Consider the following 23,313-nt stretch of genomic DNA (forward strand, 5'->3'; position numbering starts at 1 on the left):
ATTTGAATTGTTTATGCTTAAAAATATTGGTGAATTTACTAGTATTATTCATGATCAATATTAATTAAGAGAGGAAGTATTACTAATATGGAAAAATTACAGTTATTAACATTTAAAAATATAGTAGACCCCCTCTATAATGAGAAAGTATCGTATATTTACTTTCCTATTGAATGGCTTGAGATTGTAGAGATACATTATAGAACATTTTTATTAACGAGTAAGTTAAAACTTGTAAATGAAAGATTGTATGATATGTTTTCTGATATATTATTCATTCAGCATAATCCATATATACTAAAGGAAGATACACCTTGGATTGTAGCAAAAGAACCAATGAGCCAAGAGCAGTTAGACTATATTTTCCAAAGTTGGTATGAGGTTATTCATGATTGGAAACCGAATAAATTAATAGATCCACCACATTTAGAATGGCAGTATGATTTAATTAGTAATTTACCAGTATTACATGATAAAAAAACGTTTTCTAAATGGGTACCAGCTCTAATTACACATATCTTTTGCGAACAGCCTTTACTTATGAAAAATAAGAATGATGAAGAAGTATATTTTTCACCACTGCGATCCCAACATGTTTCTGAGGCGATGTCTGAGCCAATTAAAGATGACGAAACACAGGATTATTTCGCTTATGTATATCGGTTTGAATACATAACTCGTGGAGGTGAGAATATTCCACTATTAAAAGTATCAGTAGGGATTAGACGGTTTTATCAGCAATATAACCATAAAGATATTTCTATACTTTTAGGACGAAAGCGAAGCCAAATACTGATTTCAACTCCTGAATTTGAATCAAATAAGAAAAAGAAAAGATTTGTAAAGTTAAAAGTGCAACAAGCTGAAAAAGGAATAAAGTGGATTAAGCGTTTCAGAAATTTAAAAGATGAGTATAGGATAGGGGGAGAAGTTAAATTAGAACACATTCTCCAATGTCCGAAAGAGTATATTAGAGGAACAAATAAAAGAGTGCTTCTTCCATATAACGAAAACATATATAAAGTTCAAGGAACAAAAATAAAGCTTGGTATAAAAGTAAGAGAAAAAAAGGAGCTTTTAAATGAATTCCAACTAACCTTCCCATATTTTACATTAATTCCTGAATGTGAAAATGTATTAACTAATAATGAGAATGAGTTATTACCTTTACTTACCCCAAAGGGATTAGACTCAATTACGTTAGAAGTATGGTCAGATGATATAGTAATAGAGATAGAACAAGCGTTATTAGATAGCAAAATAGTTTTAGCTCAAAATGGAGATTCCTCCTATGTATTAAATGCAGACAATCCGGTGTTGTTAAAAATAGTAAGATATAACATTGAAAAAGTATTACAAAATCCATATAGAATGCAATATAGCCATAAAAATAAAAAGAAACTTGTAGACGATGTTGTAAAAGCGGTACATGCTACAGCAGGAGAGCAAAATGAAATGAAACTAGCATTAATTGCATTAAAAACTTTTAATGGCCGTGAAAAAATTAATCCAAAGCAAATTATTAGGGAAGGATTCGTTCGAACACAACGTATTTCAGCTTTTATTAATTTATTTATTGGACAAAGTGTATCTAAAAAAGAAATTATTACCGCTATTCTTAGTTTGTTAGAGCAAAATGGGTTCTTAAAGCGTAGTTGGAATAAGATAAAATTACCAGGTATAATTGTAAATTTATCAGTTGAAAAAATGTCTAAATTTGATTTCTTACCTATTTTTTCAAAAATAAATGGGAGAGAAATAGTATATAAATTATATGGTCAAGAAGAATGGGATACAATTGATCATACTTTATTAAATATAGGTAATAATAAAGTGTTTTTACCACAACCATCAAAAAGGAATGATATAGGGGCCCACTTTAAACAATTTATATCAGAAACATTAGTTGAAATTTTACAAGATGCACATAAACAAAACAAAGAAGTTTATTTTGTTGTAGATGCAAATATGAGAAAACATTGGATAAAAGAATTGCAGAATGAAAGCGTTAATATAGAGGTTTTACCTGAAATAATCTCAAATTTTAAAGAGGATATAAAAATAATTAGAATTAATACTAACTCAGATGTACCGAACTATATTGTTAGAGATCAAAAATATGTTATGGATGAAACGAGTTTATTTGTAGATCAACTGGGAATTTACTATAGCACGGCTGCTTACGAATTAAATTGTAATGCGATAGCACAGCAGTGTATACTCGAAATTATCCCGTTTGGTGTAAAATTTGAAGAGAGGGAAGAACTCGCCAAAATGATACATTACATGTGCTGTAAATCAACCTTGCTCTCAGAACAAAATATTCATAATACGTACATAATGCATATGGTTAAATTAATAAAAAATTATACTACCGATATTGATTCAAGGGAGTTTAAAGAATTCGATGATGAATTAGATGAAGATGTAATAATTATGGAAAAAGAAGATGGATTGATATTAATATAAATGATAGTATACAAATCCTGTTAGTAATAATAAAACAGGATTTGTCATTTTTTATTGTAAATATAGATATGATTTGTCATGTATATTTTCGTTTTCATATTTACTTTATTTACTTTCAGGATTAAGATGTTTTTTAGAAATATCACAAAGGTTTTTCAAATAGTATGAACTTTATATTTTGCGAAACTGAAAAAAGAATTTGAAAGGAATGGGGAATTGTGAAGAAATTAGATGTGCTATTAATGATACTGAGCGGCCTCTTTCCGGTTGCAGGTGTTATGAAGCAAGTCCCTCTAGAACAATCTTTATTTATTGGAGGATTATTATTTTTCACTAGTTTTGGAAGTTACTTTGCTAAAAAGATGTACTCACGAATATGTAGCTGGATAGCGTATGCGCCATTTATTACATTACTGTTAGTTATTTGGAATCAGGATATTTCAACAAATTCAATAATAGCGAACGCGAAAATCGCCGCTTGTATTGCGTTAATTCCATGTATATTGCGTTTTCGTACATACGGGCTTACTTTGGGCTTATTCTCATTATGGGCCGCTTTACTATGGGATATAAAAGAAGTACAGTCATTAATTATACTTGAGCGTATGATGAGTTTAATGACAGGCCATTACTTATATATTCTCCTTTTAGTTGGAGGACTTATATTAGGTGGATTACTTGCGATGTTATTGCACCGTAAAGAGAAAGGTGCTAATAAAGAAAATACTAGTTTATTTAAACAGAAAAAGAAACGCAACAAGCCAACATTTAAAATTCGTATTCCTAGATTACCAAAGTTTAAGTTAAAATTATTAAAGTTTGGTGGGAAATCTTCTAAACGAAAAACACCAGAAACAATTTATGAGCGTAATTATGATGAACCGGCTCAATCAAATCAAATGATAGAGCAAGAACCGCAATATAAAGTAGAAGCTATCCAAGGACAAACAAGGATGGAACGTCGAAGAAATAGGCATAATGCATAGTAAAATTAGTTAACCCCTTAATGATTTATCGTAGAATTGATAAATCATTAAGGGGTTTTATATATTCCTCTGTGTGCTTTTTTATCTCTCACATGTTTATAAGCAATTATCCAGTGAAATATATAAACTACTAGTAGTTACATATATCATCGAGTAAAAAGATAGACGTTGTTATTACAGTCATTCAGCTAATGAATAAAGCGTGCCCAACTGGTGAAGAGTTACACCAGTTGGATAGATACCTTGATATATAACCGAAAAAAGAGGTGGACAAGAAAAAAATACCGATTTGGGAAGATAAAGAAGAAGTGGACAAGTGAAGGGAAACGGAATGAGAGAAATTAAATAGGATGAAGAAAATGCTTGAAACCGTTGACGTGAAAGTTATGTCGGATGATGAGTTTCTAAAGAAATATAAGGGCACATTTAAAAAGGAAAGACACCAATTCAAAAACTACTGTAAAGATTGCAAGCAGAAACATAACGATTTGTTATAGGAATTTCATTTTGTTCAGATAGATTTTTGTTTGGAGTTTTAAGACTGTTGCATTTTCTTTATTTTTTTTGTTCCCAAAACACAACTAATAATTGCAAGTAATGCACTTGAAGAGATGAAATTTACGGTCCAATAAATTCCTGTTCCAGTAATTAAGTCGATAATTACAAATTTTTTAATTGCCGAACTTTTTATTGTATGAAAAACGAATTGATTGTTATTGTTATCCAATGTTGTCACGTCCCTTATCTTTTTTTAAAACATATGACAAGGTATGCTTGTTCTAGTCATTTAATCTCAAGAGAACCATAAAAAGAACAGCTAGCAAAAGCTAGCTGTTTCATAAATGAAAAACAAAAAATTAGATTGGTTTTGAAAAATGATTGAGACGAATTATTTAAAATGTTGTAGAGAATTTAGTAAGTCATTATGGATACGTAATAAGGTTTGGATATCTTCTTCAGATAGTTGTTCTAGTGCTAGTCCCATTGCTTTATAAGAAGTCGAGTTTTCAATGGATTTCTTAGATATTTCTTGTCCTTGTGTTGTTACTTTTAATTGTATTTCTCTACGATCTTCATGTGATTGTTTTCGCTCAATTAATCCTAAATTAACTAACTCATCTACATTTACACTCATTGTGCTTTTAGGAACTGAAAGGCGTTCTGAGATATCTTTAAGAGTAGTATTAGGAGTTGCATAAATTGAATTTAAGATGCCCATTTGTTGAACTGTTAATCCTAACGTAGAAGCGTTTTGATGAGTAAATTTTATAATTTCTTTGTTTATTTTTACAAATGAATGAACAATTTCACTGGCTTGTTTGATACCTTGTTTATGTAGACTCAAAGTAATAACTTCCTTTCATTTTAAAATAATCCAACTCGATATTGTTCATTGTTGAACTATTTTATTTTGAATCAAATTGTAGGGAAAGTCAATAAACGCTATTGATAAAAAACCTAATAAAAAATTCATTTTGTAGAAATAAAAAAAGGTGATGAACATCGCATCACCTTTTGATAAAGCAAAGCACTTTCAAAAATAAAGTATTCAAAGTTAAAACAGAAGTTATCATAAATTCCTTTAATCTTTGACTTGAAACTTATCTTTAATATTAATAAATAATAAAAATAATATTATGGCAGATATTAAATTAGACAAGTAGAAATCTTGGTGGAACAGTAGTTCAAAGATAAAATCGAAAGTGTATAATAAAGAAACAGCAGGTAATATGCAAATGAATATAAATCTCCAATTTTTTAAATAATATTTGTAATAAGTATGTACTTTCTCCATAGATCTTGCTCCTTTGATTTTACCTTCTATATAAATATACATTCAAATAAATAGATTTACAAAGCCTTTTAAAAATAAATAAAAAATACTGTGAAAGTGGTGTGTAATAGAAAAAGTGTACTGAAATGTTAACATCTAGACGAAATAATCATAAATTAACGCTAATATATCACTGTACTAATATGAAGTTATAATTAGATTTATCTATAAAAACCTTTAAAACACCATTACTAAAATGATACACTATAATCTACGTTATTTTAGTAATGAATAGAGGGATTTACATGATAGATAAAATCAAAAATGCTGTAGAGGACATGTACGAAGATGAAGCAAAACATTTACTGCAAAGCATTCTTATACAATTAGATTTATTAGAAGAAAACTATAGTGAAGATAAGATTAAACACTTGATAAGTATACCTAAGCAACTAACGAGTAATACATCTTATAAAAAGAATGTAAAAGAAAGTACACATATTCATATCACTTTCGATGAATCAACAGGCGGATGTTTAAAACATATGTTAAGTCAAGAAGAACTATTTGAAGAGAGTGTTGTATCATTCTCGGAATTCTTTTCAATTGGACCGATAAACAAGTTACATATGAATGAGGGACAACTTGCAAGACAGCAATGGTTATTAAACAATCTAACTACTTATGATGGTTATTTTGAAGAGGAATATCTACTGAATTTTATAGAAACTTTAGAAGAGCTACATTCTATTCCAAATGAAACACCAATTACCATCTGGAAGGCGAATAACGCACATGAACATGTAGGCCTTTGTTTTGTAATGGCTCAATTAAAAGATAAGAAAAATATTCGTATAATTAATACCTCTGAAGCGAGTAGAGAAATATTAAAACAAGAATATGATATACGTGGAACTGGTGAATTGCCGCCCGAAAGTTTAGCTACTTTCTTAAAAAATTCTGCAGAGTTATCGTATTTAACTAAAGAGACTAGAGAAAAGTTTAAACATGAGTGGGATAGTTTATCGAATAGCACAGAGTTATTAAGAATTTGGAAAGACAATGAAGTACATTCAGTGGAAGAAGACTATTTTGATCCATTTATGATTGAATGCGCAAAAAGAATAGGTGCTGATAAAGACTTCCTTAAAGCTCCGAGAGTAATTGGGGAAGTGCTTGGTCATGTCGAACAACTTGTAGGGGATACTTTTTTAGAATACCGCTTGAAAGCATTAATTAATCAAGATGTATTTGAATTTGAAGGTTCACTAGAAGAAATGCGTTTTTATAGTGTGAAGTTGAGAAAATAATAAATACATTCCGTTTATGAAAAAGCTTGTAGTTTTAAAACTACAAGCTTTTTTTTAGTTGAATTTGGGCTATACATAAGCTTCAGATAGGTGTCATATCACATATGAATGTTAAAGGTAATGAATGAAAAGAAGGTGATTTATTAATATGTATAACCAACAAAATTATCCATATGATCAAACGGTGTATTATAATCCACAACAATACGGATATGAACCTGATATCGAAGTTAGAGAAGTTGAACTAGAAGATTACCGACCAGATGATGCAGAAGATGCTCCAACGTCACCACCACCGTCACAAGCTCCGTCGCTACCGTCTACATTTGCTTCTCCTGCACAAGCAGGTAATATGAAATCATGGATGTGTAACTGCCTAGGAAGATGGGGATATTTACGTTTGCATCGTCCTGGTCCATTCGGAAGAGACTTATGGTTCTTTCCGACGGAAGTAAGAAGAAATGGGGTATCAGGTTACACTTGGCAAGGTGGTCGCCGTCGTAAAGTAAGTTATCGATATCAACAAATTAGTAATTTTATGTGCTTTGCATAAAGAAAAGTGAGAGAGTAGAATGATTTTACTCTCTCACTTTTTTATTTTTCAATACACGAAGTAAGATTTTAATTAAAAATTTACAATTTTCATGTTTTTATTGGAGTATAATGCAAATGTTGGGTTGGTTTTCAAAATCAAATGAGAGTGAGGGAATACAATGTCAATGAAAAACAAAGTGGGGCTAAGAATAGAGGACGGCATTAATTTAGCTTCTGCTCAATTTAAAGAAGATGCATATGAAATTTATAAAGAATCGCGAAAAATGCAGCCTATATTATTTGTAAATGAAGTTGAAATTGGTAAAGAATGGCTCATTACAAGATATGAAGATGCTCTGCCACTTTTAAAAGATAATCGCTTAAAAAAAGATCAGGCAAATGTGTTTCCTCAAGATACAAAGAACATGTATCTTTCCGTTGACAATAGTGATCATTTAACAACGCACATGTTAAATTCGGACCCACCTAACCACAGTCGTTTACGATCTTTAGTTCAAAAAGCTTTTACACCAAAGATGATTTCACAATTAGACGGAAGAATTCAGAGAGTAGCGGATGATTTAATAAGTGAGATAGAGCGAAAAGGTACATTAAATCTTGTGGATGATTATTCATTCCCACTACCGATTATTGTAATAAGTGAGATGCTTGGAATTCCAAAAGAGGATCAAGCGAAATTTAGAATTTGGTCGCATGCTGTCATTGCATCGCCAGAAACACCTGAAGAAATAAAAGAAACCGAAAAACAACTATCTGAGTTTATTACATATCTTCAATATATAGTTGATGTAAAACGAAAAAATCCAAAAGAAGATTTGGTTAGTGCGTTAATACTTGCAGAAAATGAAGGGCATAAACTTAGTGCCCGAGAGCTATATTCAATGATCATGTTATTAATTGTAGCAGGACATGAGACAACAGTGAATTTAATTACGAATACGGTATTAGCACTTCTTGAAAATCCAAATCAATTACAGTTATTAAAAGATAATCCAAAATTAATTGATTCTGCAATTGAAGAAGGATTGCGTTATTATTCTCCAGTTGAGGTTACAACTGCAAGATGGGCGGCTGAACCTTTTCAAATTCACGACCAAACAATCCAAAAAGGTGACATGGTTATTATTTCATTAGCTTCAGCAAATCGTGATGAAACAGTATTTGAAAAGCCAGAAGTATTCGATATTACACGAGAGAATAACCGTCACATTGCATTTGGTCATGGAAGTCATTTCTGCCTTGGGGCTCCGCTTGCTAGGTTAGAAGCAAAGATAGCTATTACTACGCTGTTAAAACGCATGCCTGAACTACAAATAAAAGGGAATCGTGAAGAAATTAAATGGCAAGGTAATTATTTAATGCGTTCTTTAGAGGAATTACCGTTAACCTTCTAGAATATTTGTTTTGAGACATGCATACATCAAAAATGTTCTACATAGAGTATGTATGTGTTATTTAAATTCGAAACGGAAGGGTGAAAACATCCCAATGATCAACTAATTCTATTTGTAAGAGATCTTCGTTAAAAAACGAAATATTCTTCTGAATAGGATTAGTCTGTACATTTATAGAAAAGGGATGTATTTCGCTCTGCGAATATATAGTCTTTTTATATGATTTGTGCTGCCTCCTGTTCAGAACATGAAATAGGAGGCTTTTTTATGTCGACAAATGTAGTAACGAAACAAAACAATGGGGTATCACAAGTATTAAAAAACCGGTTTGTGCAAGGAATTCTTGCATCAGCATTATTTTTACAAATTGGAATATGGGTTCGAAACTTTGCGGTATTACTGTATGTAATGGAAATGACAAAAGGTGATGCTTTTGCTATTTCAATGATTTCGGTTGCTGAATTTGCTCCCATTTTTATTTTCTCATTCATTGGTGGAACTTTTGCTGATAGGTGGAAGCCAAAGAAGACCATGATATGGTGTGAGACGTTAAGTTCTATTTCCGTATTCGCTGTATTAATTACTCTTATGTTTGGAACGTGGAAAATCGTGTTTTTTGTCACGCTTATTTCTGCAATCCTTTCGCAGTTTTCTCAACCATCTGGTATGAAGTTGTTTAAACAGCATTTATCAACGGAACAAATTCAATTAGCGATGTCTATATATCAAACAATATTTGCAATTTTTATGGTGTTAGGACCGATTCTTGGAACATTTATTTTTCATAGTTTTGGAATTTATATTTCAATCATCATAACAGGTATCGCTTTTTTACTTGCAGCAACTGTGTTGTTATTACTTCCGAAAGATCTTGAGAATGAAAATGAGAAGAAAGAAATCACTCTATTACAGGAAATGCTAGACGGTATTAAATACGTAAAAAAGAAAAAAGCATTAACTTTGCTAGGGCTTTGTTTTATGGCAGCAGGACTTGGTATTGGGTTAATTCAGCCACTAGGTATATTTATTGTAACTGAGCAGTTAGGGCTATCAAAAGAGAGTTTACAATGGTTACTAACAGTAAATGGTGCAGGAATGATTGTTGGCGGAGCTTTAGCGATGGTATTTGCGAAAAATGTTGCACCGCAAAAGATGTTAATTGTAGGGATGCTCGGCCAGGCGATTGGCATTGGTATTATAGGTTATTCGGAAAATTTATGGGTGACACTTACAGCACAACTTTTTAGTGGGTTAGCTCTTCCGTGTATCCAAATAGGTATTAATACGCTCATTATTCAAAATAGCCATACTGATTTTATTGGTCGTGTAAATGGCATTTTAAGTCCACTATTCACCGGTTCAATGGTAGTAACAATGAGTGTAGCTGGTTCATTAAAAGAAGTGTTCTCATTAGGTACGATGTATGAAGGCACAGCTTTACTATTTATAATTGGATTATTATTTATTTTACCTATATACAATTTAAAGCCAGTAGTAGCGGTAGAAAGTGAAATGAATAGTAAAGGAAGTGCTGTACAACATGAATCCTAATCCAAATGTTAAATACCCCATTGAGGGAAATCAAAACGTCCATTTTATAAAAAATACAATAACGAAATCTAATATACTTGTTGGTGACTATTCTTATTATGATGCGAAAGATGGAGAAACATTTGAAGATAGAGTATTACATCATTATGAATTTCTTGGAGATCGACTTACCATTGGAAAGTTTTGTTGTATTGCAAATGGAGTTACCTTTATTATGAACGGAGCGAATCATCGAATGGATGGATTTTCGGCATATCCATTTAATATATTTGGAAATGGGTGGGAGAAGTATACACCTAATTTGTCTGATTTACCTTACAAAGGTGATACAGTTATAGGAAATGACGTTTGGATTGGTATGGATACAACGATTATGCCCGGAATAAAAATAGGGGATGGTGCAATCATTGCAGCTAAATCTGTTGTGACTAGAGATATCGCACCATATACAATTGTGGGCGGAAACCCTGCAAATAAAATAAAGGAACGATTCACAAATACAATAATAGAAGAATTATTGCAAATTCAATGGTGGCATTTTGATATTGAAAAAATAACCGAGAATATAGATGCTATTGTACAAGGAGATATTGAACCATTAAGAAAGTTAAAAAGGGAATAAAAAATGCATGACAAAGAGTATCATACCTCCGAATTTTGTTAATGATAATAGAACAAGGAGGTGTGATACTATGGCACAAGACGTTTTATGTGAAGTAAACAACTGTAAATTTTGGGCTAACGGCAATAAATGTAGTGCAGATGCAATTTATGTAGTAAGTAATAAAGGGAAACATGCATCTACAACTGAAGAAACAGATTGCAAAACTTTCGATCCAGAAATATAAAATTTTGAAGGGTAGCCAAATCGTGGTTGCCCTTTTATTAATTATAGTATTGATAATAAATCTCATTTTCATTCATTGTTTTTAACTTTTCTTTTTATTTTTTCATATTTTCTTCATAAGTGATGTAATCCAGAGCAATTCATGTTCAATACGTGATTTACTAAATTCAATGACTTCTGTAATAAAAGATGAGCTAACATGTAAAGATTGAATAGCAGTAAGCTGTTTATGTAGTACGTCTTGGCGTATTGTTAAAATTTCTTTTCTAGCTTCGTAATCAAGTTTCTCAAATAGCGCGATACGCACAAGGAATTCAGCGTTATTTGTCGCAATCTTTTCGGAAAACTCTCTTAACATTTCATAAAAAATTCCTTCTCCTGTTTCAGTTATGTCGTACATATTTCGGTTTGGCTTTCCGACTTGTTTATGTATTTTTTTCGTTATAGCACCCATATTTTCGAAGCGCCGAAGAGCGGGATACAGTGTATTATGGGGTTCAGCCGAGATACGTGTAAAAACGGGTCATAAGCTGTAATATATTTCCATTATTGGTTTTTTAGTTAAAAATATCTACCTCATGATTAACAAAAAGCTGATTACCTATGCGCTATAAATGAACTGCCCCTAATTGTTAAACAAAACCTAGCAATTGGGGGCAGTTCATAGTTATCATTTGACTCTTCTAGTGACTTTCTCAAGTAAAGCACCCTTTGGTTGAATAAGATTTATTTATTCATTCCCATCAATCGCTTAATTGTTCTTATTTGTCCACGATGATTAATTTCGTCTTCCATAACGTGAAACCACAAGTAGTAATTATTATAAGGCACACCATTATCCCACTTGTTTTCCTCGAATAACCAGCTATCTTGTTTTGATTTCAGATATGTTAGTGTATTTTCTCTAACTTGTGATAATTCATTCAAATAATAATCTAAAGATTGCTTTTTTATTCCTTCCCTTGCTTTGTCTCCAAGTTCTAAAGAAATTCGCCACTTTAGATATTCACTTTCAGTTAAATCTCTTTTTTCAAACGAGATAACTTGATGAACAAACTCCATCGCTGCAATATGTGATAAGAGAGAACCAATAGTGTTTGAACTACCGTTTGGTAAGAAATCTAAATCACTTTGGTTTAAATTGGAGATTTCGCTCAATGTAACATCTCTTGTATGTTCAAGCATTGTTACAAGCTCTCCAATCTTATTTGAATAGTTTTCTCTTGAAATTATTCTATAATCTATCATATATATCCCTCCAATTCATGCTAAGCATAAGTTTACCAATAAAATAAAATATGGAAATTCATGTAAAATAATGATATGATTTAATTGAATATAAAGAAAAAGGAAACCTGTTTTTATCAGTGTTACCTTATCCAAGACTAAATTTTACCCATACATCATTTTTTTGATGTAGCTCTTGAAGATAAAAACTATTTAATTTTCAAGGAACAGTTATTAACTTAAAACTTATTATACGAGGAGGGTGTATCATGAAAAAAATATGCTTTGTATTAATTGTCGACGCTGGTATAAATTATGGTTCTATATTTTCTCTACCATTTTTAAGGAATCATGATGATTTGAAGGAGTATTTTTCTAAGTATTATGATGTTTCAATTAATTATATTGGGGATAAAAACTCAGTTGACTATTTGGTAGTTCCCAAACCGTGTCCACCTTTTGATAATGAAAATAATCTTCCAATAATTGAAGTACCAGCAATCTTATTTATGGAAAAGAATTTTGAAAAAATAAAGACTTATATAGACAATTATTTTTCTAATAACTCATAAAGAAAATAAAAGTACAGTAAAAAGAAGTCCGATAAAAAACGAGTGGCGTAGAATATTTCTATTAATCATTCGTTTTTTATTATATTTACATATCAGTCTATCGCAAATGAACTTGTACAACATATCGGGAAATATAGTGAGGTTAATATCGTTGAAGAGTTTGCTGCACCTTTACCTGTTACCGTCATATCCGATTTATTAGGAGTGCCAACAACTGACCGTAAAAAAATTAAAGCATGGTCTGATATTTTATTTATGCCGTATAGTAAAGATAAATTTAACGATTTGGATGTGGAAAAAGGAATTGCGTTAAATGAATTTAAAACATAACTTCTTCCAATTGTTCAAGAGAAAAGATATCATTTAACCGACGATATTATTTCAGATTTAATACGAGCTGAATATGAAGGCGAAAGATTAACCGATGAAGAAATTGTAACTTTTTCTTTAGGGTTATTAGCGGCAGGTAATGAAACTACTACAAATTTAATTATTAATAGCTTTTATTGCTTTTTAGTGGATTCCCCTGGAATATATGAAGAGTTAAGAAAAGAACCTACATTAATTTCAAAAGCGATTGAGGAAGTTTTACGCTATCGCTTTCCCGTTACATTAGCTAGGAGGATTACAGAGGACACAAATATATTTGGACTTTTTATGAAAAAGGATCAAATGATTGTTGCATGGGTAAGTGCAGCAAATTTAGATACGAAAAAGTTTTCACAAGCCGCTAAATTTAATTTACACCGAATAGGAAATGAAAAGCATTTAACCTTTGGTAAAGGTCCTCACTTTTGCTTAGGGGCACCACTTGCACGTTTAGAAGCCGAGATTGCATTAACTACCTTTATAAATGCTTTTGAAAAAATAGAGCTATCTTCATCTTTCAATTTAGAAAAATGTATATTGGAAAATGAACAAACTTTGAAATTCTTACCTATTTGCTTAAAAACTCAATAAACTGTTCAGCAAGGTACAAAATTACTGTACCTTGTTTTTTATTTCTCAATTGTAAATTTTTAGCGGGCTATTTAGTATGGAAGTGTGTGAAAAAGAGTGGAGGAGGATGCTTATGTTAACGAGTAATGGAAGTAAAACGTTTCAAACATTTATTAAATCTATAACGGATTTAATTGATAGTAATTTATTAGAAGATCAAATTGTTTGTGCGATTGAAAAATTACTAGAAGAACTTTTAGAAAAGAAAACATGGCTTCCGTTAGATAAACAGAAGGCGAATTCGGCTCAATATGCACGACATTTACTGTATGAAGATCCATTAAAACGTTTTGAAGTATTAGCTCTCGTATGGAAAGGGGGACAATCTACACCATTACATGATCATGATGGCACATGGGGAGTAGAAGGCGTTTTTTCAGGAAGGATAATGGTACAGAACTTTATACAAACTAAGCAGCTTGAAAATTCACTTGTTCATTTAACCCATACAGGAAATCTTTATTTGGGAGAAGGAGAAACAGATAAAGTCATTCCACCAGCTGATTGTCATATTCTTAAAACAGCTAAAAATGAAAGCGTTGTCACAATTCATATTTACGGAAAACGTTTAGAAAAGTTTAAAGTATATGTCCCAACTGCAGAAAAGAATGTGTATATGTGTGAGACAAAATATATTAGTTATAGTTCATAGTTTAAAATCAAAAGCTTTTCTTTAAAGAGAAAAGCTTTTGATTTTATTTTTAATAATTTCTTGACCTGAAACGCTTTTCATAAATTATAAATAAGGAGTACTTCATGAGATCAGTATGAAAACGATACCTTTTGTTTATTATGAACTCGTGTATTTATAGAAAGTGGTGAAGAAATAATGAAATTAATCGCAATTGATTTAGATGGAACTCTTCTTTCCGGGAATAAAATGATTAGTAAAGAGAATGCAGAAGCAATTCGAAAATGTCAGGAAGCGGGTCATGTTGTAGCAATTTGTACAGGACGTTCTATCGTCGATATTGAACGATTGTTGTTAGAAGTTAATTTAGAGTGTCCCATTATTGCGGAAAATGGTGCGCTTATATATAAAGATAAAAAAATGATGAAGAGATATCCAATTCAAAATATGCAGGCACTTGAGATTGTGAACTATCTTGAAGAGAATGGTTTATATTATCAGCTTTATACTGATAAAGGTGTGTACGTACCGGATTATGGAGTAGAGAGTGTACGTAATGAAATCGAGTACGTGAAGAATTCGAATGAAAATTTCGACTTGAAAGAGTTAGAAACGATTGCAGCATTATATCTTGAACATACAGCATTTCATAGTGCAGAAAGTTGTAAACCAATTGTAGAAACTGATATACATGTGCATAAGCTTTTACCATTTTCTTATGACATAGAAAAATTAAAAAAGTTAAAAGAAACGTTTCTGCATAATACTGATTTAGCAATTACATCTTCCTATTGGCATAATTTAGAGATTAATCATCGAGATGCTCAAAAAGGAAATGGATTATATACTTTAGCAGAACACTTGAATATTCCAGTTGAAAATACTGTAGCGATAGGTGATGGTCTAAATGATGTTTCCATGATGGAAAAAGCAAATATATCAATTGCAATGGGGAACGCAGTTGAAGAAATAAAAGTGATGTGTCAATTCGAAACTTTATCAAATGAAGAACACGGTGTTGCACATGCTTTATATAAATATGTAATGTAAATATAAAAAGAAAAAAGAATCCAAATGGATTCTTTTTTCTTTTTATTAGGGGTAAGGTATTCTATGAGATTCATAGAAGCCTTATTACATTTTATTATATAGAATATATTGGAATAAATGTTTATATTTTTCATAATAATTGTGAAAATTTTATGAACTTTATATTTTTTGTATTTTTATACTGCTGCTAGCAGCGCGTAACACTCCCATATTATTTTCTGTTTTTAATTGAAAAATAGAATTTGTTCGAATAATTATTCTATAGCTATATACCTAGGAGCACTTTCTTCGTATAATGAAGAAGTATGAATTTTGAATTTGTATAAATTTTACATATAGAGGTGAAAAAGGAATGAATGCGCGGCTAATGGAACTTATTGATGTGAGTACAATAGAAACCATGGCAGAACAATTTTATAACTTAACCAACATATCACATCAACTTCTTGATGCTGAAAACGAATGTATATTTTCATTTGGAATTAATGAAATGAAAGTATGTAAACTTCCCAAAATCGAAATCCCCCTTTTCTTATACAATCAATATTTAGGATCTTTTGTTGTATGGTCCAAACGAAGCGAAATTTTCAATTGCCAAAAATATTTTGAAATGCTCTCTAACCTCATTATAGATGGGGTGAAAAAAGCAGTTCAAAGTAAAAATACATCGTTACTTTCTCGAAAAGAGGAAGAACTACATACGATCTTACAAAACATGCCTGTTATGGTTGATGCGCTTGACTATAATGGAGATTTTGTTTTGTGGAATCGAGAATGCGAGATTGTAACAGGTTATACTGCTGATGAAATAATTGGGAATCCAAAAGCTCTTCAATTACTGTATCCTGACCATAATTATCGCCATCAAATACAAAATAAATTTTTGACTCGTGGAAAAAATTTTAGAGATTGGGAAATGAGTTTAACATGTAAAAATGGTGAAATTAAAACGATAATGTGGTCCAATATATCTGAGCAGTTTCCTGTAACAGGATTTAGTTACTGGGCTGTTGGGGTAGATATTACACATTTAAAAGCGATAGAAGGGCAATTAAAACAACAAACGTCTGAATTAGAATTAATTTTTAAAGCTTTACCAGATTTATGTTTTTTAACAGAAGACGATGGGACAATTATAGATTATAAAGCAGGATCTCCTACAAAATTTTACGTACCCGCAGAAGCTTTTATGGGAAAAAAGTTTTACGAAATATTACCGTCTCCAGTAGCACAGCAATTTCAAGAAGCAATTCGCCAATTGAAAGAAGAAGGAAAGAATGTAATTGTAGAATATCCTCTAACAATTAATGGAAGCATCGATTTCTTTGAAGCTAGATGTTTACCATTATTACAAGATAAAATTATGATCATTGTCCGCGATATTACAGAGCGGAAAAAGGCAGAAGAATTGCTAAATAAATCAGATACACTTGCAGCAATTGGACAATTAGCAGCCGGTGTGGCTCACGAAGTGAGGAACCCACTAACGGTAATAAAAGGGTTTATTCAATTATTCCAAATTAACAAAGAAGATCAAGAAAGATATTTTGACCTTATGCTTTCTGAAATCGAGAGAATTGAAGTGATCCTTCAAGAGTTTTTATCGATTGCTAAAACAGATGAAATCTCAACTGAAGAGAAAAATATTTATCAAGTATTTAAAAATGTTGTTTCTTTAATGAACACAAAAGCAATTATGACGAATATTCAAGTTGAGTTATTTGCAGATTCCGACGAACTAGCTATTGAATGCTCCGAAAATCAATTGAAACAAGTATTTATTAATATTTTGCAAAATTCAATCGAAGCAATGCCTGATGGTGGTAAGATTTCTATTCATATGAAAGAAATAAATGAAGATGGCGTAATTATAGCTGTAGTCGACGAAGGCATAGGAATACCAGAGGAAAGAATAAAAAGATTGGGTGAACCTTTTTATAGTACGAAAGAAAAGGGGACAGGAATTGGATTGATGTTAAGTTACAAAATTGTTGAAAGTCATCAAGGAACCATAAGTATTATGAGTGATGTTGGTGTTGGGACAACTGTAACTATTTTTTTACCAAAAATTCAAAGTGCAAATATAAATCCAAGAGTAAGGGTAGATGTATAACGCTTCGTTCTATTTCTAACTCTTAATAAATTTAATATGCGATAAGAAAGGGCTTAGTGAATACTAAGCCCTTTCTTATCGCATATTTTTATATTAAATTTAGTAAACTTTACCTTTTCTTAACTATTTTTTAAATTACTATTAAGTTTTTAATATTATATTGATATTTATATATTTTAATGAAAGTGTGGTTGGAAGGAGATTATTACGTGGTGAAAAAGAAAAAAGAGAAAAGTGGTAGAGCACTACCTATACGGTTAAATATTTTATTCTTTTGCGTATTTTTATTATTTTCTGGAATTATAATCCAGTTAGGTAAAGTGCAAATTTTCGATGGAGAAACATATAAGAATGAAGTAGAAAAAAGAGAGAATGCAACTGTTAGTCTGACAGTACCACGCGGCAAAATTTATGATCGTGAAGGGAATCCAGTAGTGGACAATAAGTCTTTACGTACGATTACATATACAAAGGTGAAAGGTGTAAAATCGGAAGAAATGCTAAAAACTGCAAGACAACTTGCAGAAATAATTGAAATGCCGCAAGAAGATATAGATAAGTTAACCGAGACGGATAAGAAAGATTTTTGGATGCAATTAAATCCAAAACTTGCTGAAAATCTAGTATCTAAAAAAGAAATAGATACATTTAGAGAGAAGGGTATTAGCGGTAAGAAGCTAGATAAAAAAATAGAAGAGTTAAAAAGAAAACGAGTTACAGATAAAGATCTTCAGGAATTAACAGCAAAAGACATAGAAGTGTTAGCTATTAAAAGTAAAATGACTTCAGGTTATCAAATGGCGCCACAAATTATAAAAAAAGATGTTAGTGAAAAGGAATTTACAATAATTAGTGAAGGTTTAGCGAATCTCCCAGGTGTAGACGTATCGGTTGATTGGGAGAGAGTTTATGTAAATGATGGATTATTCCGATCCGTTCTTGGAAATGTTTCTAATGCCGATGAAGGATTACCAATTGAACGATTAGATTACTACTTGGTACGTGATTATAGCCGAAATGATAGGGTTGGAAAAAGTTATATCGAGCAGCAATACGAAGATGTACTTCATGGTACAAAAAAAGAAGTAAGAAGCGTTGCTGATAAACAAGGTAATACAATTAGAACAGAAACAGTTTCTGCAGGGAAAAGCGGCAAGAATTTAACGTTAACAATTGATATGGAATTACAGAAAAAAGTAGAAGAGAGCATAGAAAAAATATTAAAGGCCTATAAAGGTTCAGAATCGATGTTGGACCGTGCTTTCGTTGTAATGATGAATCCGAAAAATGGTCAAGTATTATCAATGGCAGGGAAAAAGTTAGTAGAAAAAGACGGGAAAACAGAGATTGAAGATTATGCTTTAGGTACAATGACAAGTTCATATGAGCTTGGATCAACTGTTAAAGGTGCAACAATATTGACTGGTTTCGAAACGAAAGCTATAACACCAGGTACTTATTTTTATGATGCACCTATGAAGTTTAAAGGTACTAAGGAGAAGAAGTCTTGGAAAGAGTTTGGAAATATAGATGATTTAAGAGCGTTACAAGTTTCTTCAAACGTTTATATGTTTAATACAGCATTAAAAATTGCAGGTGTGGATTATGTGAAAAATAGTTCATTAAATATTAAACAGGAATACTTTGATGAAATGAGGTATTATTTCAGGCAATTTGGATTAGGTGTTCCAACAGGCATCGATTTACCGAATGAAACGGCTGGACAAATTGGTAAAAAAGATAACCAGCCAGGTTTTTTATTAGACTACTCAATTGGCCAGTATGACACGTATACACCGCTTCAGCTTGTACAGTATATTTCAACAATCGCAAACGGTGGATATCGAATGAAGCCACAAATTGTTCAAGAGGTTAGAGAGCAAACCGCTCAAAAGGATGAAATCGGTAAAGTGGTGCATGCAATAGAGCCCGTTGTTTTAAATAGAATTGATATGAAAGAAGAATATATCAATCAAGTAAAAGAAGGATTTAGAAGAGTATTCCAAGAAGGGGATGGAACGGGAGTAAGGGCGTTCCAAAAAGCACCATATAAACCAGCTGGCAAAACAGGAACTGCACAGACTGTATACGGTGGAGAAAGTGATATTGGGAGAAATGAGAAAGGCGATCGTAGAGAATGCTATAATTTAACATTAGCAGGATATGCGCCATATGATGATCCAGAAGTAGCATTTTCCGTTGTAGTACCATGGGTTATAGATGATAAGTCTGGTATTAACTCTGATATTGGAAAAGAAGTTTTAGATGCTTATTTTGATTTAAAAAATAAGCGATTAGCTGGCGAAGTACCAAAAATAGATGACTCTAAAGAGAATTAAAATATACGAAACGTCTCTAGCAATTATATGAACTAGAGGCGTTTTTTACATACGAATAGATTAGAAATGAGGTATATATAAAGCAATTGATTCTAAAAGATTGGAGAAAAATATGTAGCTATATTTTAATTATAATAGGAATTATTTTTATTAATAAGTCATTTTTATTTTGTATGGTAGAAGGAATTTCGATTTTTCAAACTGTAGAGAAATGAAAGTTCCCACGCATAAATTATTTGTGTTAGTTGAAAATCGAAATCATAGTAAAGATAGTAGGAATACGCTTGGACTAATTGATGAGTCACATATAATAGGTAAAGTAAAAATGGTATATTATCCATTTGATCAAATAAAATGGTTAAAATAATTCTATTAACTATTCACGTTTTATAAAATAATTCATATATTGATAGCATAGGACAAGCAGAAAAGCTTATCCTAACCTCACAGAACACTCCTTATCACAGTTAGGCATCTACTTATGTAGATGCCTTTTCCGATGTCTGATAATTATTTATCAACCTAAAGTAGTAAGTATATTGGGACTATTAAGGGAAGGTTGCTTGTAATAATAACAGTACGATTAATAAGAGAACATTGAATTGTAAGGAGTGAGAAATAAATGATGAATATTTTAATAGTTAATTTTCCTGCAGAGGGACATGTAAATCCTACATTAAGTTTAGTAAAGGCCTATACTGAAAGAGGTGATAACGTACACTATATTACAACGGAAAGCTTTAAGGAAAGGCTTGAAGTTTTGGGAGCTATTGTACATACTCATCCGGATTTATTAAAGGAGATTTCTATTGATAATGAAACTTCATATGGATTAAAATCTTTCTTTCATGTACATGTTCAAACTTCTTTATACATATTAGAAATTACGAAACGATTATGTAAAAGCATTAATTTTGATTTCGTAGTTTATGATATATTTGGTGCTGGAGAGTTAGTAAAGGAATATTTACAAGTTCCAGGCATAGTTTCCTCTCCTATATTTTTAATTCCACCAGTATTATTGGAAACCTTGCCTTTTCATCCAAATGCAGAAATACAATTCCAACCCGATGAACTCTCTGAAAAGTTACTGTATCAAATGGAACATGAATTTGGAGTAAAGCCCAAAAATAATCTTCAATTTATGCATAATAAGGGAGATATTAGTCTCGTGTATACAAGTCGTTATTTTCAACCTAATAGCGATTCGTTCGGAGAAAACAATATTTTTATTGGACCGAGTATTATAAAGCGCAAAACAAATGTAAAGTTTCCACTTGAATTGCTTTCAAAAAAGAAAGTTATTTATATTTCAATGGGAACACTTCTCGAAGGGCTCGAACCATTTTTTAATACTTGTATTGATGCTTTTTTAAATTTCGAAGGGATTGTAGTAATGGCGATCGGTGATAGAAATGATATTTCAAAAATTAAGCAATCGCCAGACAACTTTATTATAACCCCTTACGTACCTCAATCAGAAATATTAAGTGAAGCAGATGTTTTTATTACACATGGTGGAATGAATAGTGTGCACGATGCAATCCATTATAATGTCCCATTTGTGATAATACCGCATGATAAAGATCAACCTATGATAGCGCAAAGATTAACTGAGCTTGAGGCAGCACATAGATTATTGAAAGAGCATGTTAATGTGCAAACTTTAAAAAAGGCAGTAACAGATGTTCTTTCAAATGAAAAGTATAGACATGGCATTCGAAAATTGAATGAAAGTTTTTTAGAGTGTGGTGGTTCCAAAAGAGCCATTGCAGTCATTGATGCTCTTTTAAATAAATAGTTCGGACAATATAAAAGCATAGAGGCTCTACCTGTATGCTTTTATATTATTATCCAGCAAATTGTACAGCAGTATTTGCATGTAAAAAAGCAGTATCAAAAACAGGAACAGAAAGGTCATTTTTGGAAATAAGCAATGGTATTTCAGTACAGCCTAGTAATATTCCTTCCGCACCATTTTGAATTAATGAATTGGTAATTTGTATTAGTTTTTCTTTTGATGTTTCTGAAATAATTCCTCTACTTAATTCATTTAATATGACGTGATGGATAAAAGTTCTTTCTTCGTCATTTGGGATAATTGTCTCAATTTTATATTTTGCTAGTCGTGATGTATAAAAATCTTGTTCCATCGTTTGTTTCGTTCCTAATAATCCGATCCGTTTTATATTCTGTTCTACCATTTCTTTAGCACTTACATCACCGATATGAAGAAGTGGGATTGATATTGCTTGTTCTACTTCCTCAGCAAATAGATGTACAGTATTAGAACACATTAGTAAACATTCAGCTCCTGAGTTTTCTACCTTTTTTGCTACCGTGACTAATTCATTTTTCACTTCTTCATATTGATGGTTTTGCAATAATGTAGTTACCTCCCCAAAGTCCATGCTATATAAAACAAGCTTCGCATTTTGATTATATTTAGAGAGAGTAAGTGTATTAATATGTTTATAGTACAATGATGTTGATTCCCAACTTAGTCCGCCAATTAAGCCAATTACTTTCATCATGCATTCCTCCCGTAACAATTTTGAATTCATTATTTCACAATTCCGATAAGAATACAATGATTTAAATGAACTATTTATCGAAAAATAAAAATAGTAAGAAAAGTATTGAAATTATTTGTTGTTAGTGCCATAATACAGATTACAAATACATACTTATCCAGAGAGGTAGAGGGAACGGCCCTATGAAACCTCAGCAACCCCTATGTAATTACATAGGAAGGTGCTAATTCCGCAGAGGACACTATGTGTTTTTTGAAAGATAAGGGGATTCTTGTACGTGAAAGAAAATGACCTCTTATTTAAGAGGTCATTTTTTGTTGTATAGAAAGGAAGTGTCGATGCATAATTCATTTTCAAAATAAATATAGAGTATTAAAAGTTGAATAATACGAGAGGGGAATTGTAATGAACAAATTAACGACAAAGCTAGTAGTAGCTATTGGAATTGGAGCAGCTTTATACGGGGTATTAGGGCTTTGGGGATTTTCTATCGCACCGAATACATTTATTAAACCCGCATTGGCTATTTTAACCGTTTTTGGAGCATTATTTGGCCCAGTAGCAGGACTTTTAATAGGACTCATCGGTCATTCCGTTACAGATACGATCGCTGGTTGGGGTATTTGGTGGGGATGGGTTATTAGTTCAGGTATTATTGGTTTTGCAATGGGACTCATACAAAAAAGAGTTGGTTTTAGTGTAAAACATGGAACGTATAATAACCGTGATATTTCTTATTTTGCAATTACAGGGTTAATCGGTATTGTCATTGCTATTATATTTGCTGGGGCATTCGATATTATTGTGATGGGAGAACCGTTTGACAAAATAGTTATACAAGTACTAGGCGCAACAATTGCAGACGTTATCGTATTTTTAGTTCTTGGCTTACCAATCACGATCGGCTTAGCGAAATCAAATAAGAAACATACACATTTAAAAATTGAAAAGTAGGGATGAAT

General features: G+C 31.7%; 20 protein-coding genes, 3 pseudogenes and 1 riboswitch. Of the genes and pseudogenes, 17 read left to right on the top strand and 6 right to left on the bottom strand.

The window, feature by feature from the left end; genetic code table 11:
• The first annotated feature begins 87 nt into the window (after nucleotides 1–87).
• The gene (locus tag Q3V31_RS17520) at nucleotides 88–2,469 is read left to right on the top strand and encodes an RNaseH domain-containing protein (RefSeq protein ID WP_090813498.1); all 2,382 of its coding nucleotides are present in this window, start codon (nucleotides 88–90) and stop codon (nucleotides 2,467–2,469) included.
• 218 nt (nucleotides 2,470–2,687) lie between these two features.
• Nucleotides 2,688–3,455, top strand: coding sequence for a DUF3959 family protein (locus Q3V31_RS17525; RefSeq protein ID WP_090813497.1), 768 nt, complete (start codon nucleotides 2,688–2,690; stop codon nucleotides 3,453–3,455).
• 535 nt (nucleotides 3,456–3,990) lie between these two features.
• Here the strand turns inward: Q3V31_RS17525 and Q3V31_RS17530 are convergent.
• The 3 genes from Q3V31_RS17530 to Q3V31_RS17540 all read right to left on the bottom strand — a co-directional run bounded on the left by Q3V31_RS17530 (nucleotide 3,991) and on the right by Q3V31_RS17540 (nucleotide 5,250).
• Nucleotides 3,991–4,182, bottom strand: coding sequence for a hypothetical protein (locus Q3V31_RS17530; protein WP_000369808.1), 192 nt, complete (start codon nucleotides 4,180–4,182; stop codon nucleotides 3,991–3,993).
• A gap of 162 nt (nucleotides 4,183–4,344) precedes the next feature.
• Nucleotides 4,345–4,800: a MarR family winged helix-turn-helix transcriptional regulator gene (locus Q3V31_RS17535; RefSeq protein WP_000052127.1), complete on the bottom strand. Its 456-nt coding sequence runs from the start codon at nucleotides 4,798–4,800 to the stop codon at nucleotides 4,345–4,347.
• Nucleotides 4,801–5,037: 237 nt separating this feature from the next.
• Entirely contained in the window at nucleotides 5,038–5,250 is a 213-nt protein-coding gene (locus tag Q3V31_RS17540; protein WP_000416582.1) for a hypothetical protein, read from the bottom strand.
• 284 nt (nucleotides 5,251–5,534) lie between these two features.
• Between Q3V31_RS17540 and Q3V31_RS17545 the strand changes: the two genes are divergently transcribed.
• The 6 genes from Q3V31_RS17545 (at nucleotide 5,535) to Q3V31_RS17570 (ending at nucleotide 10,887) form a co-directional block, all read left to right on the top strand.
• Nucleotides 5,535–6,539 (top strand): DUF1835 domain-containing protein, encoded by a 1,005-nt coding sequence (locus tag Q3V31_RS17545; RefSeq protein WP_071734475.1) that lies wholly within the window; start codon nucleotides 5,535–5,537, stop codon nucleotides 6,537–6,539.
• A gap of 148 nt (nucleotides 6,540–6,687) precedes the next feature.
• The gene (locus tag Q3V31_RS17550; RefSeq protein ID WP_000282707.1) at nucleotides 6,688–7,092 is read left to right on the top strand and encodes a hypothetical protein; all 405 of its coding nucleotides are present in this window, start codon (nucleotides 6,688–6,690) and stop codon (nucleotides 7,090–7,092) included.
• Nucleotides 7,093–7,252: 160 nt separating this feature from the next.
• Entirely contained in the window at nucleotides 7,253–8,488 is a 1,236-nt protein-coding gene (locus tag Q3V31_RS17555) for a cytochrome P450 family protein (protein ID WP_000062098.1), read from the top strand.
• Nucleotides 8,489–8,755: 267 nt separating this feature from the next.
• Nucleotides 8,756–10,039 carry an MFS transporter gene (locus tag Q3V31_RS17560; RefSeq protein ID WP_090813496.1) on the top strand — a complete coding sequence of 428 codons (1,284 nt, stop codon included), beginning with the start codon at nucleotides 8,756–8,758 and terminating at the stop codon, nucleotides 10,037–10,039.
• On the top strand, nucleotides 10,029–10,661 hold the full coding sequence (locus Q3V31_RS17565) for a Vat family streptogramin A O-acetyltransferase (protein ID WP_016129578.1): 633 nt from the start codon (nucleotides 10,029–10,031) through the stop codon (nucleotides 10,659–10,661). Before Q3V31_RS17560 ends, Q3V31_RS17565 begins: the two co-directional genes overlap by 11 nt.
• A 70-nt stretch (nucleotides 10,662–10,731) precedes the next feature.
• A complete protein-coding gene (locus tag Q3V31_RS17570; protein ID WP_000046092.1) occupies nucleotides 10,732–10,887 on the top strand; it encodes a DUF1540 domain-containing protein in 156 nt (51 codons plus the stop codon).
• Nucleotides 10,888–10,989: 102 nt separating this feature from the next.
• On the opposite strand, the gene Q3V31_RS17575 is transcribed toward Q3V31_RS17570, so the two are convergent.
• Nucleotides 10,990–11,394, bottom strand: a complete 405-nt coding sequence (locus Q3V31_RS17575) for a PadR family transcriptional regulator (protein ID WP_050427109.1) — start codon at nucleotides 11,392–11,394, stop codon at nucleotides 10,990–10,992.
• Nucleotides 11,395–11,612: 218 nt separating this feature from the next.
• A complete protein-coding gene (locus tag Q3V31_RS17580; RefSeq protein WP_000568385.1) occupies nucleotides 11,613–12,134 on the bottom strand; it encodes a DinB family protein in 522 nt (173 codons plus the stop codon).
• A 248-nt stretch (nucleotides 12,135–12,382) separates the two neighbouring features.
• On the opposite strand from Q3V31_RS17580, the gene Q3V31_RS17585 reads away from it, so the two are divergent.
• The 8 genes and pseudogenes from Q3V31_RS17585 to Q3V31_RS17620 all read left to right on the top strand — a co-directional run bounded on the left by Q3V31_RS17585 (nucleotide 12,383) and on the right by Q3V31_RS17620 (nucleotide 21,618).
• Nucleotides 12,383–12,685: a hypothetical protein gene (locus Q3V31_RS17585; RefSeq protein ID WP_016129575.1), complete on the top strand. Its 303-nt coding sequence runs from the start codon at nucleotides 12,383–12,385 to the stop codon at nucleotides 12,683–12,685.
• A gap of 93 nt (nucleotides 12,686–12,778) precedes the next feature.
• Nucleotides 12,779–13,645: pseudogene (locus tag Q3V31_RS17590) on the top strand (cytochrome P450); the annotation flags it as partial.
• A 112-nt stretch (nucleotides 13,646–13,757) separates the two neighbouring features.
• On the top strand, nucleotides 13,758–14,336 hold the full coding sequence (locus Q3V31_RS17595; RefSeq protein ID WP_016129573.1) for a cysteine dioxygenase family protein: 579 nt from the start codon (nucleotides 13,758–13,760) through the stop codon (nucleotides 14,334–14,336).
• Between the two features lie 177 nt (nucleotides 14,337–14,513).
• Nucleotides 14,514–15,365 (top strand): Cof-type HAD-IIB family hydrolase, encoded by an 852-nt coding sequence (locus Q3V31_RS17600; protein WP_016129572.1) that lies wholly within the window; start codon nucleotides 14,514–14,516, stop codon nucleotides 15,363–15,365.
• 352 nt (nucleotides 15,366–15,717) lie between these two features.
• A pseudogene (locus tag Q3V31_RS17605) lies at nucleotides 15,718–17,504 on the top strand (ATP-binding protein).
• Nucleotides 17,505–17,690: 186 nt separating this feature from the next.
• Complete coding sequence (locus Q3V31_RS17610; protein ID WP_329765776.1) at nucleotides 17,691–19,817, top strand: peptidoglycan D,D-transpeptidase FtsI family protein; 2,127 nt, start codon at nucleotides 17,691–17,693, stop codon at nucleotides 19,815–19,817.
• 77 nt (nucleotides 19,818–19,894) lie between these two features.
• Nucleotides 19,895–20,184: pseudogene (lepB, locus tag Q3V31_RS17615) on the top strand (signal peptidase I).
• A gap of 255 nt (nucleotides 20,185–20,439) precedes the next feature.
• On the top strand, nucleotides 20,440–21,618 hold the full coding sequence (locus Q3V31_RS17620; protein ID WP_329765678.1) for a macrolide family glycosyltransferase: 1,179 nt from the start codon (nucleotides 20,440–20,442) through the stop codon (nucleotides 21,616–21,618).
• Between the two features lie 49 nt (nucleotides 21,619–21,667).
• Here Q3V31_RS17620 and Q3V31_RS17625 read toward each other — a convergent pair whose 3' ends face one another.
• Nucleotides 21,668–22,351 carry an aspartate/glutamate racemase family protein gene (locus Q3V31_RS17625; protein ID WP_139265922.1) on the bottom strand — a complete coding sequence of 228 codons (684 nt, stop codon included), beginning with the start codon at nucleotides 22,349–22,351 and terminating at the stop codon, nucleotides 21,668–21,670.
• 150 nt (nucleotides 22,352–22,501) lie between these two features.
• Nucleotides 22,502–22,617, top strand: a riboswitch (SAM riboswitch).
• A 139-nt stretch (nucleotides 22,618–22,756) separates the two neighbouring features.
• Here Q3V31_RS17625 and Q3V31_RS17630 point away from each other — a divergent pair.
• A complete protein-coding gene (locus tag Q3V31_RS17630; RefSeq protein ID WP_001038270.1) occupies nucleotides 22,757–23,305 on the top strand; it encodes an ECF-type riboflavin transporter substrate-binding protein in 549 nt (182 codons plus the stop codon).
• The last annotated feature ends 8 nt before the right edge of the window (nucleotides 23,306–23,313 follow it).

This window comes from Bacillus nitratireducens (assembly GCF_036320425.1).
Classification (GTDB): domain Bacteria; phylum Bacillota; class Bacilli; order Bacillales; family Bacillaceae_G; genus Bacillus_A; species Bacillus_A nitratireducens.

Coding starts and splice junctions, on each gene's coding strand:
- Q3V31_RS17520 (WP_090813498.1), top strand. CDS start 88: ATGGAAAAATTACAGTTATTAACATTTAAAAATATAGTAGACCCCCTC.
- Q3V31_RS17540 (WP_000416582.1), bottom strand. CDS start 5,250: ATGGAGAAAGTACATACTTATTACAAATATTATTTAAAAAATTGGAGA.
- Q3V31_RS17545 (WP_071734475.1), top strand. CDS start 5,535: ATGATAGATAAAATCAAAAATGCTGTAGAGGACATGTACGAAGATGAA.
- Q3V31_RS17550 (WP_000282707.1), top strand. CDS start 6,688: ATGTATAACCAACAAAATTATCCATATGATCAAACGGTGTATTATAAT.
- Q3V31_RS17555 (WP_000062098.1), top strand. CDS start 7,253: ATGTCAATGAAAAACAAAGTGGGGCTAAGAATAGAGGACGGCATTAAT.
- Q3V31_RS17560 (WP_090813496.1), top strand. CDS start 8,756: ATGTCGACAAATGTAGTAACGAAACAAAACAATGGGGTATCACAAGTA.
- Q3V31_RS17565 (WP_016129578.1), top strand. CDS start 10,029: ATGAATCCTAATCCAAATGTTAAATACCCCATTGAGGGAAATCAAAAC.
- Q3V31_RS17570 (WP_000046092.1), top strand. CDS start 10,732: ATGGCACAAGACGTTTTATGTGAAGTAAACAACTGTAAATTTTGGGCT.
- Q3V31_RS17580 (WP_000568385.1), bottom strand. CDS start 12,134: ATGATAGATTATAGAATAATTTCAAGAGAAAACTATTCAAATAAGATT.
- Q3V31_RS17585 (WP_016129575.1), top strand. CDS start 12,383: ATGAAAAAAATATGCTTTGTATTAATTGTCGACGCTGGTATAAATTAT.
- Q3V31_RS17595 (WP_016129573.1), top strand. CDS start 13,758: ATGTTAACGAGTAATGGAAGTAAAACGTTTCAAACATTTATTAAATCT.
- Q3V31_RS17600 (WP_016129572.1), top strand. CDS start 14,514: ATGAAATTAATCGCAATTGATTTAGATGGAACTCTTCTTTCCGGGAAT.
- Q3V31_RS17620 (WP_329765678.1), top strand. CDS start 20,440: ATGATGAATATTTTAATAGTTAATTTTCCTGCAGAGGGACATGTAAAT.
- Q3V31_RS17625 (WP_139265922.1), bottom strand. CDS start 22,351: ATGATGAAAGTAATTGGCTTAATTGGCGGACTAAGTTGGGAATCAACA.
- Q3V31_RS17630 (WP_001038270.1), top strand. CDS start 22,757: ATGAACAAATTAACGACAAAGCTAGTAGTAGCTATTGGAATTGGAGCA.